Origin of the sequence: Microbacterium elymi (assembly GCF_021582895.2) — a bacterium.
GTDB classification, from domain to species: domain Bacteria; phylum Actinomycetota; class Actinomycetes; order Actinomycetales; family Microbacteriaceae; genus Microbacterium; species Microbacterium humicola.
In genome coordinates this window covers 3,463,093-3,479,625 of sequence record NZ_CP091139.2, presented here as the reverse complement: position 1 = coordinate 3,479,625, position 16,533 = coordinate 3,463,093, and the positions used below count along the sequence as shown (strand labels likewise).

The 16,533-nt window shown below is 72.3% G+C and carries 8 protein-coding genes and 7 pseudogenes; 4 read left to right on the top strand and 11 right to left on the bottom strand.

The window, feature by feature from the left end:
- Positions 1-4: 4 nt before the first annotated feature.
- From hemW to lepA, 3 genes and pseudogenes are all read right to left on the bottom strand, one after another.
- Positions 5-1,222 carry a radical SAM family heme chaperone HemW gene (gene hemW, locus L2X98_RS18980; protein ID WP_259611899.1) on the bottom strand — a complete coding sequence of 406 codons (1,218 nt, stop codon included), beginning with the start codon at positions 1,220-1,222 and terminating at the stop codon, positions 5-7.
- Complete coding sequence (locus L2X98_RS18975; protein WP_259611898.1) at positions 1,222-1,872, bottom strand: DUF1990 domain-containing protein; 651 nt, start codon at positions 1,870-1,872, stop codon at positions 1,222-1,224. The genes hemW and L2X98_RS18975 overlap by 1 nt, the downstream gene beginning before the upstream one ends.
- A gap of 191 nt (positions 1,873-2,063) precedes the next feature.
- Positions 2,064-3,916: pseudogene (gene lepA, locus L2X98_RS18970) on the bottom strand (translation elongation factor 4).
- A 67-nt stretch (positions 3,917-3,983) separates the two neighbouring features.
- On the opposite strand from lepA, the pseudogene L2X98_RS18965 reads away from it, so the two are divergent.
- Positions 3,984-4,724 (top strand): annotated as a pseudogene (locus L2X98_RS18965) (alpha/beta fold hydrolase).
- A gap of 96 nt (positions 4,725-4,820) precedes the next feature.
- Here the strand turns inward: L2X98_RS18965 and L2X98_RS18960 are convergent.
- Positions 4,821-5,732 (bottom strand): annotated as a pseudogene (locus tag L2X98_RS18960) (MFS transporter); the annotation flags it as partial.
- Positions 5,733-6,401: 669 nt separating this feature from the next.
- Between L2X98_RS18960 and rpsT the strand changes: the two are divergent.
- Positions 6,402-6,662 carry a 30S ribosomal protein S20 gene (gene rpsT / locus L2X98_RS18955; RefSeq protein ID WP_259611897.1) on the top strand — a complete coding sequence of 87 codons (261 nt, stop codon included), beginning with the start codon at positions 6,402-6,404 and terminating at the stop codon, positions 6,660-6,662.
- Positions 6,663-6,748: 86 nt separating this feature from the next.
- On the opposite strand, the pseudogene holA reads toward rpsT, so the two are convergent.
- From holA to pabB, 7 genes and pseudogenes are all read right to left on the bottom strand, one after another.
- Positions 6,749-7,787, bottom strand: a pseudogene (gene holA, locus L2X98_RS18950) (DNA polymerase III subunit delta).
- A 9-nt stretch (positions 7,788-7,796) separates the two neighbouring features.
- Positions 7,797-9,062: a ComEC/Rec2 family competence protein gene (locus tag L2X98_RS18945; RefSeq protein WP_259613391.1), complete on the bottom strand. Its 1,266-nt coding sequence runs from the start codon at positions 9,060-9,062 to the stop codon at positions 7,797-7,799.
- Entirely contained in the window at positions 9,005-9,892 is an 888-nt protein-coding gene (locus tag L2X98_RS18940) for a ComEC/Rec2 family competence protein (RefSeq protein ID WP_259611896.1), read from the bottom strand. Before L2X98_RS18940 ends, L2X98_RS18945 begins: the two co-directional genes overlap by 58 nt.
- 7 nt (positions 9,893-9,899) lie before the next feature.
- Positions 9,900-10,085: a hypothetical protein gene (locus L2X98_RS18935; protein ID WP_259611895.1), complete on the bottom strand. Its 186-nt coding sequence runs from the start codon at positions 10,083-10,085 to the stop codon at positions 9,900-9,902.
- Between the two features lie 62 nt (positions 10,086-10,147).
- Positions 10,148-10,756: a helix-hairpin-helix domain-containing protein gene (locus L2X98_RS18930; protein WP_259611894.1), complete on the bottom strand. Its 609-nt coding sequence runs from the start codon at positions 10,754-10,756 to the stop codon at positions 10,148-10,150.
- 92 nt (positions 10,757-10,848) lie between these two features.
- Positions 10,849-13,380 (bottom strand): annotated as a pseudogene (leuS, locus tag L2X98_RS18925) (leucine--tRNA ligase).
- Between the two features lie 70 nt (positions 13,381-13,450).
- On the bottom strand, positions 13,451-14,716 hold the full coding sequence (gene pabB, locus L2X98_RS18920) for an aminodeoxychorismate synthase component I (protein WP_259611893.1): 1,266 nt from the start codon (positions 14,714-14,716) through the stop codon (positions 13,451-13,453).
- Between the two features lie 42 nt (positions 14,717-14,758).
- Here pabB and L2X98_RS18915 point away from each other — a divergent pair.
- Positions 14,759-15,470, top strand: a pseudogene (locus L2X98_RS18915) (DedA family protein).
- Positions 15,460-16,513, top strand: a pseudogene (locus L2X98_RS18910) (App1 family protein phosphatidate phosphatase). Before L2X98_RS18915 ends, L2X98_RS18910 begins: the two co-directional pseudogenes overlap by 11 nt.
- The last annotated feature ends 20 nt before the right edge of the window (positions 16,514-16,533 follow it).

Sequence of the window (16,533 nt, the reverse complement as noted above, 5' to 3'; positions counted from 1 at the left end):
CCCCTCACTCGGTGAGCGCGCGCACCACGGCATCCGCCAGCAGCCGCCCGCGCCGGGTGAGCACGACGCGTCCGTGCAGCGCCTCGCCGCCGTCGATCAGTCCGTCGGCGATCAGCCCGGCCACCGCCGGACGCCGCGACGCCGGCAGCTCCGCGGTGGGCATGCCCTCGCGGATCCGGGTGCGCAGGAGCACCGCCTCGAGCCGTCGGGCGGCCGCATCCGGCCGCTCCCGGCCGGCGGCCGGCGACTGCCCGGCCGCCACCCGCTGCGCGTACGCCGCCGGATGCTTCACGTTCCACCACCGCAGCCCGGCGACGTGGCTGTGCGCGCCGGGGCCGAAGCCCCACCAGTCGTGCCCGCGCCAGTAGGCCAGGTTGTGGCGGGAGCGGTGCGCGGCGCCGCGTGCCCAGTTCGACACCTCGTACCAGTCGTACCCGGCGGTCTCCAGCATCCCGTCCGCCAGCTCGTACATATCGGCCTGCAGATCGTCGTCGGGGGCCGGCGCCTCGCCCCGGCGGATCTGCCGGGCCAGCTTCGTGCCCTGCTCGATGATGAGCGCGTACGCCGAGATGTGGTCGGGCTCGAGCCCGAGCGCCGTCTCGATCGAGCACCGCCAATCGTCCAGCGATTCGCCGGGCGCCCCGTAGATCAGGTCGACGCTGACATCGAGCCCCGCGCTGCGGGCGGCGGCGACCGCGGTGCGCACGTTGGCGGGGTCGTGCGTGCGGTCCAGCGCCTGCAGCACAGGCCCGACCGCGGACTGCATCCCCACCGACAGCCGCGTCACCCCGGCGGCGGCCAGTATGGCGGCCACCGCCTCCGTCACCGTGTCGGGGTTCGCCTCGACGGTGATCTCGGCGTCTTCGGTCAGTCCGAACTCCTCGCGCACCCCGTCGAGCATGCGCGCGAGGTCGCCCGGCGGCAGCAGGGTGGGCGTGCCGCCGCCGAAGAAGACGGTGGACGCCGGTCGCACGGGGCCGGCCTCGGAGAGGATGCCGCGGGCCAGGGTCACCTCGCGCAGCAGGGTGTCGGCGTACTGGTCCTGGCGGGCACCGCGCAGCTCGGTGGCGGTGTAGGTGTTGAAGTCGCAGTAGCCGCAGCGCACGCGGCAGAACGGGACGTGCAGGTACACGCTGAACGGGGTGTGCGCGTTCACCGGCAGATCGACCGGCAGGGCGCCGTCGCTCGGGGCGGGGTCGCCGTCGGGCAGGGCGGAGCCCATCAGGCCGACGTCGAGTACAGCGGCGAGATCGCCCGCAGGTACCGCTGGGACAGGGCCCGGCGGCGGCGCTTGACCAGCGTCGGCAGCATCCGGTAGAAGAACGAGCGCGGGGCGTCGAAGGCGCGCACCGTGAACCACACCTCGTCGTTGTCGAGCCAGTCGATCATGAATGACTCCTCGCCGCTGACGACGGAGTCGGCGACCGTGCCGAGGGCGAAGCCCACGCGGCGCGGCTCCTCGACCACGAAGATGACCCGCAGCTCGGCGTCGGCCTTCATGCCGTTCACGCGTCCGTGCAGGCGCAGGGTCGTCCCCGAGCCCACCCACGGCGTCCCGTCGGCGTCGAAGCGCTGATCGGCCTCCTGCCGGCTCGGGGCGATCGGATGCCCCTCATGGTCGAAGCTCACCCCGGTGTACATCGGCCCCGCGGCGGGCCGGACGTCGGTCACGGTGAGGCCGCCGTCACGCTGGGCGCGCCACGACAGCAGCGCCTCGGTGGCCGCCTCGAAGCGGGTCTGACCGCTGCCGATCCGCCACGTCTCGTGGGCGGGCACACTGCGCTCGGGCGGGTACTGCATCAGGTCCGGAGCCTGCGTGGCCCCGACCGCGGCGTAGTCCACCGTCTCGTCCCGGAAGGTCCCTCGGCGCATGCGTTTCAGCCTACTCAGGTCCGGCTGGGAGCACCGTGCACATCCCGGTCACGCGTCCGGTCGGCCGGGCTCGGCGATGGCGATCAGCACATCGCGCTTCCGGTCGGTGAGCTCGGTCGGCGCCATGCGGCGCCGGCGCGCGTCATGCCCACCCGCGCTTGCGGCATCGCGCGCGGCAGAGACCGGTCCGGCTACTTCTTGTCCTTGCCTTCGATGTCCCCCGAGAGCGCGGCGATGAACGCCTCTTGGGGGACTTCGACGCGGCCGACCATCTTCATCCGCTTCTTGCCCTCCTTCTGCTTCTCCAGGAGCTTGCGCTTGCGCGAGATGTCGCCGCCGTAGCACTTGGCCAGCACGTCCTTGCGGATCGCGCGGATGTTCTCCCGGGCGATGATGCGGGCGCCGATCGCGGCCTGGATCGGCACCTCGAACTGCTGACGCGGGATCAGCTTGCGCAGCCGCTCGGTCATCAGCGTGCCGTAGGCGTACGCCTTGTCCCGGTGCACGATCGAGCTGAAGGCATCCACCCGCTCACCCTGCAGCAGGATGTCGACCTTCACCAGATCGGCCTCCTGCGTGCCGTTGGGCTCGTAGTCCAGCGACGCGTACCCCTGCGTGCGGCTCTTGAGCTGGTCGAAGAAGTCGAACACGATCTCGCCGAGCGGGATGTTGTAGCGCAGCTCGACCCGCTCCTCGGAGAAGTAGTCCATTCCCAGCAGGCTGCCCGCCGGTTCTGGCACAGCTCCATGACGGCGCCGACATAGTCCTTCGGCAGGAGGATGGCGGCCGTGACCATCGGCTCGGCCACGGTGGCGACGCGCCCGTCCGGGTACTCGCTGGGGTTGGTGACGGTGACCTGTTCGCCGGTGTCGGTGGTCACCTCGTAGATCACACTCGGCGCGGTGGTGATCAGGTCGAGGTCGAACTCGCGCGAGAGCCGCTCGGTCACGATCTCGAGGTGCAGCGACCCCAGAAACCCGCAAGCGGAAGCCGAACCCGAGGGCGACCGAGGTCTCGGGCTCGTAGACCAGCGCCGCATCCGAGAGCTTCAGCTTGTCCAGCGCCTCGCGCAAGCTCGGAGTAGTCGCTGGCGTCGATCGGGTACAGTCCGCTGAACACCATCGGCTTGGGATCGGTGTAGCCCGGCAGCGCCTGCTGCGCGGGCTTGCGCGCGTCGGTGACCGTGTCGCCGACCTTCGACTGGCGCACGTCCTTCACTCCGGTGATCAGATACCCGACCTCGCCGACGCCGAGTCCGCGGGAGGGCACCGGCTCGGGGCTGGACACGCCGATCTCGAGCAGTTCATGCGTCGCGCGGGTGGACATCATCTGCACGCGCTGGCGCGGCGCCAGCGTGCCGTCGATCATCCGCACATAGGTGACGACGCCGCGGTAGGCGTCGTACACCGAGTCGAAGATCATGGCGCGGGCCGGCGCCTCGGCGTCGCCGGACGGCGCGGGGATCTCGGCCACGATGCGATCCAGCAGCTCTTCGACGCCCTGCCCGGTCTTGCCCGACACGCGCATCACGTCGTCCGGGCTTGCCGCCGATCAGGTTCGCCAGCTCGGCTGCGAACCGGTCCGGGTCGGCGGCGGGCAGGTCGATCTTGTTCAGCACGGGGATGATGTGCAGGTCGTTGTCCAGCGCCAGGTAGAGGTTCGCCAGCGTCTGCGCCTCGATCCCCTGCGCGGCATCCACCAGCAGGATCGCGCCCTCGCAGGCGGCCAGCGACCGGGACACCTCGTAGGTGAAGTCGACGTGCCCGGGGGTGTCGATCATGTTCAGCGCGTAGGTTCCGGTTGCCCCGGCCCACGGCATCCGCACCGCCTGGCTCTTGATCGTGATGCCGCGCTCGCGCTCGATGTCCATCCGGTCCAGGTACTGCGCGCGCATGTCGCGATCCGAGACCACGCCGGTGATCTGCAGCATCCGGTCGGCCAGCGTCGACTTGCCGTGGTCGATGTGCGCGATGATGCAGAAGTTGCGGATCTGCGCCGGCGGCGTCGCGGACGGCTCGAGCGAGGTGAGGGCGCGTGGTGACATGTCCTCTTGATTGTACGGGGGCGGCCGGATCCGGCGAATCGGCATCGACAGGTTCTAGCCTGGCTTCATGACGGTCCAGGCGGTGCTGGTGCACGGTATCCGCACCTCCGCGACCATGTGGCGCGCCCAGGTGGCGCATCTGGACTCGCACGGCATCCCGGTGACCGCGGTGGATCTGCCCGGGCACGGCACCCGGATGACCGAGCCGTTCACGCTGGACGAGGCGTTCGCCACGATCGATGCCGCGGTGACGGATGCCGCGGCTCGCGGACCAGTGCTCCTGGTCGGGCACTCCATGGGCGGTCTGCTGTGCACGGCGTACGTCGGGCAGCGGCAGCCGCCGCCGGTGGCGGCCTTCATCGCCGCATCGTGCACGGCGATCCCGCGCGGACTGGGCCTGTCGGCCTATCGGCTCCTGGCCCGCGGCATGAACGGGCTGCCGCACCAGGGACAGTGGCTGGCCGACCGGGTGCTGCAGCTGACGCTGCCGAAGAGACCCGTGCCGACTTCGGCGCGGGCGGCTATGCGTTCGCCGCGCAGGACGTGGCGCTGAAGAGCCTGTCCGTCCTGGATCTGCTGAAGGCGGTCGGCCGCATCCGGATCCCGCTGTGGTTCATCAACGGCGAGTTCGACCAGCTTGCGCCTGAACGAGCGGCTGTTCTGCACGCTCGCGCCGCACGCCGAGCTGATCGTCGTGCCGCGCACCACGCATCTGGTCACGGCCATGCGGCCGCGCGTGTTCAACGCACTGCTGGATCTGGCCGTGGCGACGATCGCAGCGAGCGATCCCGCGCGAATCCCGACATGATCGCGCCGGCCGCCGACAGCACCGTGCTGACCACGAGCAGCGCCAGAACCCGCCCACCGCGGCCACGAGCGCGGCGCCCACCAGCGGACCGACCAGCTGGCCGAGCGCGGCGGCGGTGTTGACCAGGCCCATGTCGCGGGCGTGGTCGTCGGCGTGCGGCAGGAGGTCGGTGGCGAACGCGAGCCCGACCGTCGAGAACGCGCCGTAGCCGACGCCGAGCAGGGCGGCGGCGATCATCGTGGTGGTGAACGACGGCGCGACGGCGATGATGACGGCGGCCGCGGCCTGGACGAGACCGGATGCCACGGTCAGCCCGCGGCGGCGGCCGGTGCGGTCGGACCACCATCCGGCCAGCACCGAGGCGGCCACCACGAAGATCGTGTAGACCACGATCACGAGCAGCAGGTTGTCCTGGGCCAGCGCGCTCGGCTGGCCGAGGCCGTACATCAGGAAGAACAGGAACAGCGTCGTCGGCAGCGCATTGCCGACGTTGGTGACGAACCGTCCCCACACCACCCAGCCGAAGTCGCGGTCCCGCAGCGATTCCCACGGCACGCCGCGACGCGTGCGCGGCGCCCGGGCCGGGACATCCGGGTCCGGCAGCGCGATCGCGGTGATCGTGCCGGCGACCGCGACGAATGCCGCCAGCACGACGTAGCCGGCCACGATGCTCAGCCCGAGCAGGACGACCGCGCCGACGCCGAGCACGATGCCCACGGCCTGCGAAGAGCTGGCCGCGGCGGAGGCCGCGCCCCGCTGGGAGTCGGGCAGCTGGTCGGCGATCAGGGCGGTGAAGGCCGCCGAGGCCACGGCGATGCCCACGGCGACGCCGGTCCAGGCGAGGCCGATCAGCACCGGACCCTGCGCCCACCCGGTCAGCAGCAGGCACAGGGCGGTCAGCCAGCTGCCGCCCAGCGCCCAGGGACGACGCCTCCCCCATCGCGTACGCGTCCGGTCCGACAGGGCGCCCGACCACGGGCCGGCGATGATGCCGGCCAGTCCGCCCACCCCGAGGACGACGCCGGACGACACGACGCCGCGCACCCAGGTGTCGGCTTCGCCCGGAGTGTCCAGCTGCGTGGGCAGCAAGCTGGACCGGAGTCAGCTGCACGGTCCAGATCGCCAGCCACGCCAGCGTGAACAGCAGCGACCAGCCCCGACCGACCTTCGGCCGTGCGGAGGAAGGGGAAGGCGTCATGGATGCTCCTCGGACGTCGTCGTGCGAGTGGGGGCCGGGTGTCGGGGTGTATCGATCATCGTGCACGCGCGCCCCTGGGCGCCAGTCCGCGGCCTCCCCGCTGCGGGCGCGCTCGCTCGGCTCGCGGTCGCGCTGCCGTTTCCGACATCCGCGCCCGAAAAGAACACCCGCGCGAGCGGACAACACGAGCGCAACCTGGGTGCGCCGCCGCGCCCGCGGTCGCGCTGCCGTTCCCGACATCCGCGCCCGAAAGAGGAACCCGCGCAAGCGGAAAACGGCAGCGCAACCTGGGGTGCGCTGGCGCGAGCGCCGGCAGCGCCAGCAGCGCCGGGGCTCGCGGGGACGTCGAGGGCGACGCGTGATTCCTGATAGACTCGACCATTGGCTTGCGTGTGGGTTTTTCCCGCACACGCCGCGGGGCGCCCCTCTCGTGCGCCGCGGCACTCATCCGATCACCCTGAACGAAAGAACGTCCACACGTGGCAAACATCAAGTCGCAGATCAAGCGCAACAAGACCAACGAGAAGGCCCGCGAGCGCAACAAGGCCGTCAAGAGCGAGCTGCGGACCGAGGTCCGCCGCACCCGCGAGGCCATCGCCGCCGGCGACAAGGCCGCCGCTGAGAAGGCTCTGAGCCGCGCCGGCCGCAAGCTCGACAAGGCTGTGAGCAAGGGTGTCATCCACAGCAACCAGGCCGCGAACCGCAAGTCGTCGATCGCCAAGCAGGTCGCCGCGCTCTGAGGCGCAAGCCTTTCCGACGAAAGCCCGTCCCGCACACGCGGGGCGGGCTTTCTCGTTGTTCGGGGGACTCAGCTTGTTCGGGGGACTCAGCCGCCGAACGGCGCCCGGGTGGCGATGACCGTGATCATCCGCTCGAGCGCGAACACCGGATCGCGTGAGGCGCCTTTGACCTCGGCATCCGCCCGTGCGGTGGCCTGGATGGCACGGCCCAGGCTCTGCTCGTTCCAGCCGGCCAGATCGCGACGGGCCCGATCGACCTGCCAGTCCTTCATCCCCGCCTCGGCGGCGATCGCCGCAGACGAACCGCGCTTGCCCGCCACCCGTGCCATCGTGCGCAGCTTCATCGCCACCGCGGCCACCAGCGGGACCGGATCCGCGCCGGACGCGAGCGCATGGCGCAGCGCGAGAAGCGCGTCGCCGTAGCGGCCGGCGATGGCGGTGTCGGCCACCGTGAACGCCGAGGTCTCCACCCGACCGCCGTAGTAGCGCTGCACCACCTCGGCCGTGACATCCCCGGGAACGTCCGCGATCAGCTGCTGGCAGGCGGCGGCCAGCTCGGTCAGGTCGTCCGAGAACGCGGAGACCAGCGCGCGCAGCGCGGTCGGGGCGATGTTCTTGCGTGCGGCACGGAACTCGCCTGCGGCGAAGTCGTGCTTGTCGCCGTCGCGCTTGACCGCCGGGCACGGGACTTCGACGCCCCCGCCGGAGCCGGCGCGGATCGCGTCCAGCAGCTTCTTGCCGCGCACCGTGGCGCCGGCGTGCCGCAGCACCACGGTCGCGCCGTCCTGCGGATGCTCGAGGTAGCCCAGCGCCTCGGTCAGGAACGCGTCACTCGCCTTCTCGACGCCGGTCACCCGGATCAGGCGCGGCTCACCGAACAGCGAAGGCGAGCTCAGCGCCAGCAGCGTGCCCGCCTCGTAGTCGTCGGCGCGGATGTCGGAGACCTCCAGGCTCGGATCCTCGGCCCTCAGATAGTCCCGCACGGCTCCGATGGCTCGTTCCGCACACACATCCTCGGGGCCGGACACCAGCACGATCGGCGCGGGCTTGCGGCGTCCGCCAGTCCAGCTGCGGGATGGCCGTGCGCAACGTCGAGGACCGTGCAGAGGGGCGGCGTGCGGGCATGCCCCCAGCCTAGCCAGCAGTCCCGACTCTGCCCGCCCAGACACCGGCCGCCGCGGGAGGGGCGCGTTCGCGCCACACCCGCACCCCGCCGTCGACGGATGTCACGGTCACGACGCCGTCCTGATCGGTGCGTGCGATCAGGCACCCGTCGGCCCGCAGGAACGCCAGCGTGGATGCCCGCGGATGACCGTAGTCGTTGTCCGCGCCCACGGAGATGAGCGCCACCGCCGCCCCCAGTGCGCGGTACAGCTCGGCGGACTGGTCGGCGCTCCCGTGGTGGGCGACCTTCACCACGGCGTAGGGCGGGCGGAGGGCGCCGCCGGCCAGCAGTGCCCGCTGGGCGACGGCATCCAGATCGCCGAGGAACACCGCCGCCGGCACGCCGCCTCCGCGGATGTCGAGCGTCACGCTGGCCTCGTTGCCCGACGGGAACGCCCGGTCACCCGCACGCGGCCACAGCACGGTCCAGGTGGCGGCGCCCAGGCGTCCGCTCATCCCCGCAGACGCATCGATCATCTCGGCCCCGCCCGCATCCAGTGTGTCGAGCGTGCGCCGGTCCCCGGCGCTGCCGGGCGGGCCATGCAGCGCACGCCCCACGCGGCCGACCACGGCGGCCACTCCCCCGATGTGATCCATGTCGTAGTGGGTGAGCACGAGCAGGTCGATGCGGCGGATCGCGAATCGGTCCAGACACGCCCGCAGCGGCTCGGGATCTGGTCCGGTGTCGATGAGCGCGACCGCCCCTGCCGACCGCACCAGCAGGCCGTCGCCCTGGCCCACGTCGCACGCGGCGATGCTCCAGTCGCCGGGCAGCGTCAACGGCCCGGCGACGGTGCGCAGAGCCGTCGTCCCCATGCCCACGCCCAGCACCGTCGCCAGGCCCGCCGCCGCGATCCGGCGCACGATTCGCGCCCGGCGCCCGGGCCGCGGCGGGAGGGCCAGCACGAGCACCGCCGCGCTCACGGCGGTCAGGGATGCCGCGCCCATCAGCCCCTCGGGCCAGGGCACCGCCGCCACCGGAAGATCGGCCGCGGTGAGCGCCGTCGCGCTGATCCACGCCGCCGGCAGCCAGGTCAGCGTGGCCAGGCCGGCGGCGAGCACCGGGATCGGCGCGGCGACACATGCGGCCAGGCCGAGCACGGTCGCGACCGGGGCCGCGGGCGCGGCCAGCAGATTCGCCACGACCCCGTAGAGCGGCACAGCCGGGTTGATCAGGATCAGCAGCGGGCCGCAGGCCAGCTGCGCGGCCAGCGGCACCGCGAGCCCGAGAGCCAGCGCCCGCGGCAGGTACCGCGCGAGTCCGTGGGCGAGCGGTCCGGCCAGTAGCAGCAGCGCCTGCCCGTGGCCACGACCGACAGTGCGAAGCCGATCGATCCGGACAGCCACGGGTCGCCCACCAGCGACGCCGCCACCGCCGAGCTCAGCAGCGCCATGCCGGCGCCGGCACGTCCCAGCAGGACGCCGAGCATCGCGATCGCGGCCATCGCGGCGGCCCGCACCACACTCGGCTCGGGCGTGACCAGGAGCACGAAGCCGGCCAGGGCGAGCATGCCGGCGAGCACCCGCACCCACCGGCGCGCCCCGCACAGCGCCGCCGCCCCGAACGCGAGTCCGACCACGATCGCGCAGTTCGCCCCCGAGACTGCGGTCAGGTGTGACAGGGAGCCCGCCTTCATCGCCGCGTCGAGCTCGGCGCTGACTCCACCGGTGTCGCCCACCGCCAGGCCCGGGATCAAGCCGGCGGCCGGCTCCGGCAGACCGTCGGTCGCGCGCGCCAGCGCGTGTCCCAGATCGGCGGCGACGGCGACCGCGCCGTGCGGCGGCGCGACGGTGCGCAGCGCGCGCGAGGCGCGCACGACCAGCACCGCCCGGCGGCCCGCATCCGCGCGCACCGCCGTGCCGGAGGCCACCACCTCGGCCCCGACATCCGGCCGGGCGTCGCCGCGGATCACGACCGGCACATCCACGGCGTGCCGGGTCGGGCCGATGTCGATCCGATGGGCGCGGGCATCGAACGCGATGTCCCCGCCCGCAGTGCGCTCGGCCTTGCCCACCACCGTCGCGTGCACCTCGATCGCCCGGCCGCCGTCCACGGCCAGCGTCACCGCGGCCTCACGCGCCGGCTTGCGCCAGGGCGGAGTGGGATGCCGCGGCCGCCGCCACGGCCACGCTCACCGCGGCGATCACCCAGACGATCCGCCCGCGCCGGGCACGCCAGACCATCGCCGCGAGGCCGACCGCGCCCAGCCAGAGTCCGGCGGCGACGAACCCGGCGGCGGCCGGGGCGAGCACGGCCACGGCCTGCCACGATCCAGACCGCCGCTGCGACCGGCACCAGACGCAGTCCGCGCGCCCGCACGTCACACCGTGACCAGGTCGCGCAGCGACGCCAGCATCTTCTCGCCGATGCCGGGCACGGCCAGGAGGTCCTCCACGCTGGTGAATCGGCCGTTGTCCTCGCGCCACTGGATGATCCGCTGCGCGATCGCGGGGCCGATCCGCGGCAGCGTGTCCAGCGCCGCCTCGTCGGCGGTGTTCAGGTTCACCTTGCCACCACCCGGGCCCGTGCCGCCGCCCGGGCCGGCGGCGGGCGCCGTCTCCTCGCCCTTCCGGGGAACGGCGATCTGCTCGCCGTCCGAGACCGTCCGCGCCAGGTTCACCGCATCGCGGGCGGCGTCCTTCGCGAACCCGCCGGCTGCGGCGACCGCGTCGACGAGTCGCGAACCGGCGGGCACGACGTACAAGCCCGGCTCGCGGACCGCGCCCGAGACGTGCACGTACAGCTCGGCCGCGTTCGGCGTTGCGACGGGAGTGCTCGTGACCGCCACCACATCGGCCGGCGCGCCCTGCCCGCGCAGGATGCCGATGCCCACCGTCACCGCGAGGGCGGCGAGGGCGACCACCACGACCGCCCCGAGCCCGAGACGACGTCGGGCCGGCAGCCGCTGTTCGGTCTCGGAGGGCGACACCGCACCACGCTAGGCCGCGCACCGCCGGCGCCGGAGACCGTCCGGCACATCGGTGGACAACGCGCCCGCCTCGCCCGGCTGGGGAGGAACCGCTACTTCGTGGTCAGGCTGACGACCTTCGGCGCCCGCACGACCGCCCGGACGACGTCCCGGCCGGCCAGCGACCGCTGCACCCGCTCATCGGCCCGCCCCAGTGCCTCCAGGGCGTCCGCGTCGATGCCGGCGGGCACCTCGATCGTCGCCCGCACCTTGCCGTCGATCTGCACGATCGCCGTCACCGTCTGCTCCACCAGCAGGGCCGGATCGGCGGCGGGCCACACGGCCAGCCCGACGAACGGCTCGTGTCCGAGCACCGCCCACATCTCCTCGGCGGTGTGCGGCGAGATCAGGTCGAGCACCTGCGCGATCGTCTCGGCGGCCTCACGGACGGCCGCGTCGGCACCGCCCGCGCCGGTGTCGATGGTCTTGCGGGTGGCGTTGACCAGCTCCATCAGCCGGGCGACCACGACGTTGAACTTCGTGTGCTCCACGAGGCCCGGCGCGTCCGCGAGCAGATGGTGGGTCACACGCCGGAGCGCCGCATCGCCGGTCGCGGCATCCGCCCCCACCGCTGAGGTGACGTCGTGGGCGACCCGCAGCGCACGGGCGAGGAACTTCGTCGCCCCGGTGGTGGACACATCGGACCAGTCCTTGTCGTCCTCGACCGGTCCGGCGAACGCGAGGCCGACGCGCAGCGCGTCGGCGCCGTGCGCGTCCAGCTCCTCCTGGAACAGCACGAGGTTGCCCTTGCTCTTGGACATCTTGGCGCCGTCGAGGATGACCATGCCCTGGTTGATCAGGCTCGAGAACGGCTCGTCGAAGTCCACCAGCCCCATGTCGTGCAGCACCTTGGTGATGAAGCGGGCATACAGCAGATGCAGGATCGCGTGCTCGACGCCGCCGATGTAGAAGTCGACCGGCGCCCAGCGGGCCGCCTGTGCGGGCGGGAACGCCTCGGTCGCCGATTGCGGGGCCAGGAAGCGCAGGAAGTACCACGAGCTGTCCACGAAGGTGTCCATCGTGTCAGGATCGCGACGCGCCGGCGCCCCGGTGGCGGGGTCGGTCGTGGTGACCCACTCGGTCGCCGCGCCCAGGGGCGAGGTGCCCTTGGGCTTCAGGTCGAGTCCGGCCACGTCCGGCAGCAGCACCGGCAGCTGGTCGGCGGGCACCGGCACGATCTGTCCGTCATCGGTGTGCACCATCGGGATCGGCGTGCCCCAGAAGCGCTGCCGCGAGATCAGCCAGTCGCGCAACCGGAACGTGGTGGCGGCGTGGCCGCCCTCGGTCGCCTCGAGCTTGCGCGATCATGCCGGCGATGGCATCCTGCTTGCCCAGGCCGTCCAGCGGACCGGAATTGATCATCCGCCCCTCGCCCGCCAGCGCCACGCCGGTGACGGCGGGATCGCGCTCCTGCAGGGACGGCTCGCCCTCGGCGCCGGTGGATGTGTCCACGACCACCTTCACCGGCAGGTCGAACGCGCGCGCGAAGTCCAGGTCGCGCTGATCGTGTGCGGGCACGGCCATCACCGCACCGTGGCCGTAGTCGGCCAGCACGTAGTCGGCCGCCCAGATCGGCAGGCGCTGCCCGTTCACCGGGTTGACGGCGTAGCGCTCCAGGAACACCCCGGTCTTCTCACGGTCGGTGCTCTGCCGCTGGATGTCGGTCTGCTTCTGCACCCGCTCGAGATATGCCTGGAAGCGCATACGCACCTCGGTCGGCGCCTCGGCGGCGAGTTCGGCGGCCAGGTCCGAGTCCGGGGCGACCACGAAGAACGTGGCGCCGTACAGCGTGTCGGGGCGGGTGGAGAACACGCTGACCTTCTCGGCGCGCCCCTCGATCTCGAAGTGGATGTCGGCACCCGTCGAGCGCCCGATCCAGTTGCGCTGCATCTGCAGCACCTTCTGCGGCCAGTGCCCCTCGAGCGTGTCCAGGTCGTCCAGCAGACGATCGGCGTAGTCGGTGATGCGGAAGTACCACTGGGTGAGCTTCTTCTTCACGACCTCCGCCCCACAGCGCTCGCAGTGCCCTTCCACCACCTGCTCGTTGGCGAGCACCGTCTGGTCGTTCGGGCACCAGTTGACCGCGCTCGACTTGCGGTACGCCAGCCCCCGCTCGTACAGCCGCTGGAACAGCCACTGGTTCCACCGGTAGTACTCCGGGTCGGAGGTGTGCAGCTCGCGGCTCCAGTCGAATGAGACGCCGTACTGGTGGAATCCGGCCTTCTGCTGCTCGATGTTCGCGTAGGTCCACTGACGCGGGTCGGCGCCGCGCAGGATGGCGGCGTTCTCGGCGGGCAGGCCGAACGAGTCCCAGCCGATCGGGTTGAGCACGTTGTACCCGCGGTGCCGCCAGTAGCGGGCGACGATGTCGGAGTACAGATGATCTCCGCATGCCCCATGTGCAGGTCGCCCGACGGGTAGGGGAACATCGCCAGCACGTACTTGCGCGGCCGCGTGTCGTCGTCCCCGCCGGCGCGGAACGGATCGCGCTGAGACCAGAGCCGCTGCCACTTCGTCTGGATGGCGTGCGGGTCGTAGCCGCCGTCGGACGCGGCAGCGGTCTCAGGAGAGGTGGTCTGTGACACGAAGGGAGCCAATCGGGAATTCGGGAGGACGCGCAAACGCGCACCTTTCAGGGTACCCGACCGGCGGTTTTCACCAGCCCTCGGGCACGTCGGCGCCCAGCGCCGCCAGCGGTGCCCGCGCCTTCAGGCCGACCTCGGCGACCTCGGCGGCGGCCACCGACCGCCAGGTGATGCCACCCCCGGCTCCGACATACGCGCCGCCGGGCCGGACCACGATGGATCGGATCACCATCGCCAGGTCGAGTCCGCCGTCCGCGCCGATCCAGCCGAAGCAGCCGGAATAGACCCCGCGAGGGGCCCGCTCGAGCTCGTGCAGGATCGTCATCGCCGACAGCTTCGGGGCACCGGTCATGCTGCCGGCGGGGAAGGCCGCCTCCAGCACATCGCCGACCGTCGCCGCGTCGGGCAGCCGCCCGGCGACCGTGCTCACCAGCTGGTGCACGGTGGGGTATGACTCCACCTCGAGCAGACGCTCCACGCTGACGGTCATCGGCCGGCACACCCGGGCGAGGTCGTTGCGCATCAGATCCACGATCATGACATTCTCGGCGCGCTCCTTCGGGTCGGCGGCAAGTTCGGCCGCCAGCGCGGCGTCGGCCGCGGCATCCTCGCCCCGCCTGCGGGTGCCCTTGATCGGGCGGGTGCGCAGCGTGTCGCCGGTGACCTGCAGGAAGCGCTCCGGGCTCGCACTGAGCAGGGCGGCGTCGCCGCTGCGGATGATGCCGCCGTAGGGGGCCGCGGCGGCGGCCCGCAGGGCGAGGTAGGCCGCGACCGGATCGATCTCGTCCTCCACCTCGAACCGGGTGGTCAGGCACAGCTGGTAGGCCGACCCGGCGCGGATCGCGTCCCGGCAGCGCTCGATGAGCGCGGTGTACTCGTGCGGCGTGTGGCGGGCGCGCGCGCGACGCGGCGGGGCGGTGAGCGACGGGGCCGGAGGGGCGGATGCCCCGGGGTCGATGTCTCCGCCGATGCTCATCCGACCGGTGGCATGGTCGAAGGCGACCAGTCCCCGCACGGCCAGCCACAGCTCCGCGGGAACCGCGGGATCCTCATCCGCTGCGGGTGCCCCGGCGGCGGCCGCGCCCGGCTCGTACCCGACCCAGCCGACCCATCCGCCCCGGAAGGGCGATCCCTCTGTCTCGCCGGCTCGCACCGCCCGCGCCGCCCGGACGGCGGCGGCATCCTCGGGCTCGCCCCAGCCCACCCAGCTCCACCCCGCATCGGCGGCGACACCGGCATCCAGCCAGAACACATGCGGGTGGCGCGCCGCCAGCGCGAGGAACGTCTCGGCGGGATCGCGCCACGGCGCCCGCTGCAGAGTGAAGGTCCGAAGCACCTTCCCAGGCTAGAAGGTCCCGGCCCGCCTATGCTCGTGCTGGTGAACGACCTGCTCACCGGACTGCTCGATGCCGTGCAGAGTGTCGACCCGGTGCTGCGGGTCATCCTCGCCGGTCTCGCCATGATGCTGGAGACCAGCGCCCTGGTCGGCCTGTTCGTGCCCGGCGACACGATCGTGATCATCGCCGCGACCGCGGTGGTCACGCCGTGGGAGGGCGTGCTGCTGGTGGCGGCGGTCCTGGTCGGCTCGCTCATCGGCGAGAGCATCGGGTTCTGGCTCGGGCGGATCCTCGGTCCGCGCATCCGGCACTCCCGTGTCGGCCGATGGGTGGGCGAGGCGCACTGGCAGCGCGCCGAGCGCTATCTGAACCGGCGCGGCGGCATCGCCGTGTTCGTCTCGCGCTTCCTGCCGGTGCTGCACTCGGTCGTCCCGTTGACGGTGGGGATGAGCGGCTTCCGCTACCGCCGCTTCCTCGCCTGGACCACGCCGGCATGCCTGGTCTGGGCCGGCGTGTATGTCGCGGTCGCCGGTGTCACCGCCAGCACGTACCGCGACCTGGCCGATCAGCTTGCACTTCGCCGGCTATGTGTTCGTCGGCGTCCTCCTCGCGTTCCTGCTGCTCATGCTGGTGGCCAAGAAGGTGCTCGAGCGCATCGAACGCCGGCATCTGGCCGAGGCAGAGGAGGTCGAACTCCCCGCCCGCCCGACACGATGTCGGCGGACGTGGGAGACTGAGTCGGATGCCGGATAACACTGCCGCGGCGCGGCGCGCCGATGTGCTGTGGCTGGCGCGGATGGAATACCGTCTGCACGCCTGGCGCGAGCGTCGCGCGCGACGGCGCGGACTGACCCCGACGGTTTCGGCCCTTCCGGGATACGGCGGCGAGGGCTGGGTGCGGGTGCTCGGCCGCGTGCTGATCACGCCGCCCGTGCGGCAGCGTGCGACCGGCGAGTACGGCAGCGTCCGCGGATGGCGCAGCTTCGCGTCGGTGCCGATCGGGTTCGCGCAGGTCCGCGTGCAGATCGAGGGGGTCGACCATGAGGTGGTCGCCGACCGCGGCGGCGTCGTCGACACCGTGCTGCCGGCGACCCTGTCCCCCGGCTGGCACACCGTCTCGATGTCTGTCGAGGACGGCGAGGCGGTCGACACCCGGGTGTTCGTGATCGGCGCCGGCGTGCGCTTCGGCGTCGTCTGCGACGTCGACGACACCGTGATGGTCACGGCGCTGCCGCGGCCGCTGGTGGCGGCGTGGAACTCCTTCGTCGTGGACGAGCACGCCCGTCAGCCCGTCCCGGGCATGTCGGTGCTGCTCGAGCGCCTGGTGCGCGAGAACCCCGGCGCCCCCGTCGTGTACCTGTCCACCGGCGCCTGGAACGTGGGGCCGACGCTCCTGCGGTTCCTCAGCCGGCACCTGTTCCCGCCGGGTGCGCTCGCTCACCGATTGGGGGCCGACGCACGATCGCTGGTTCCGCAGCGGCACCGCGCACAAGGAGTCGAACCTGGTACGCCTGGCCGACGAGTTCCCCGACGTGGCCTGGCTGCTGGTCGGCGATGACGGTCAGCACGACGACGCGATCTACACGACCTTCACCGGCACCCATCCGCAGAACGTGGCGGCGATCGCCATCCGGCGGCTGTCCTCGACCGAAGCGATGCTGGCCGGCGGGCGGACCACGGTCAACGACCACTCCGCCTCGGACGTCCCCTGGGTCACCGGCGAGGACGGCGCCGCCCTGCTCGATCGGCTGGAAGACGCCGGCATCATCCGCGAGGACCGTCCCGACTCCGCCTGAGCGGGCGTCGACCGAGTCCC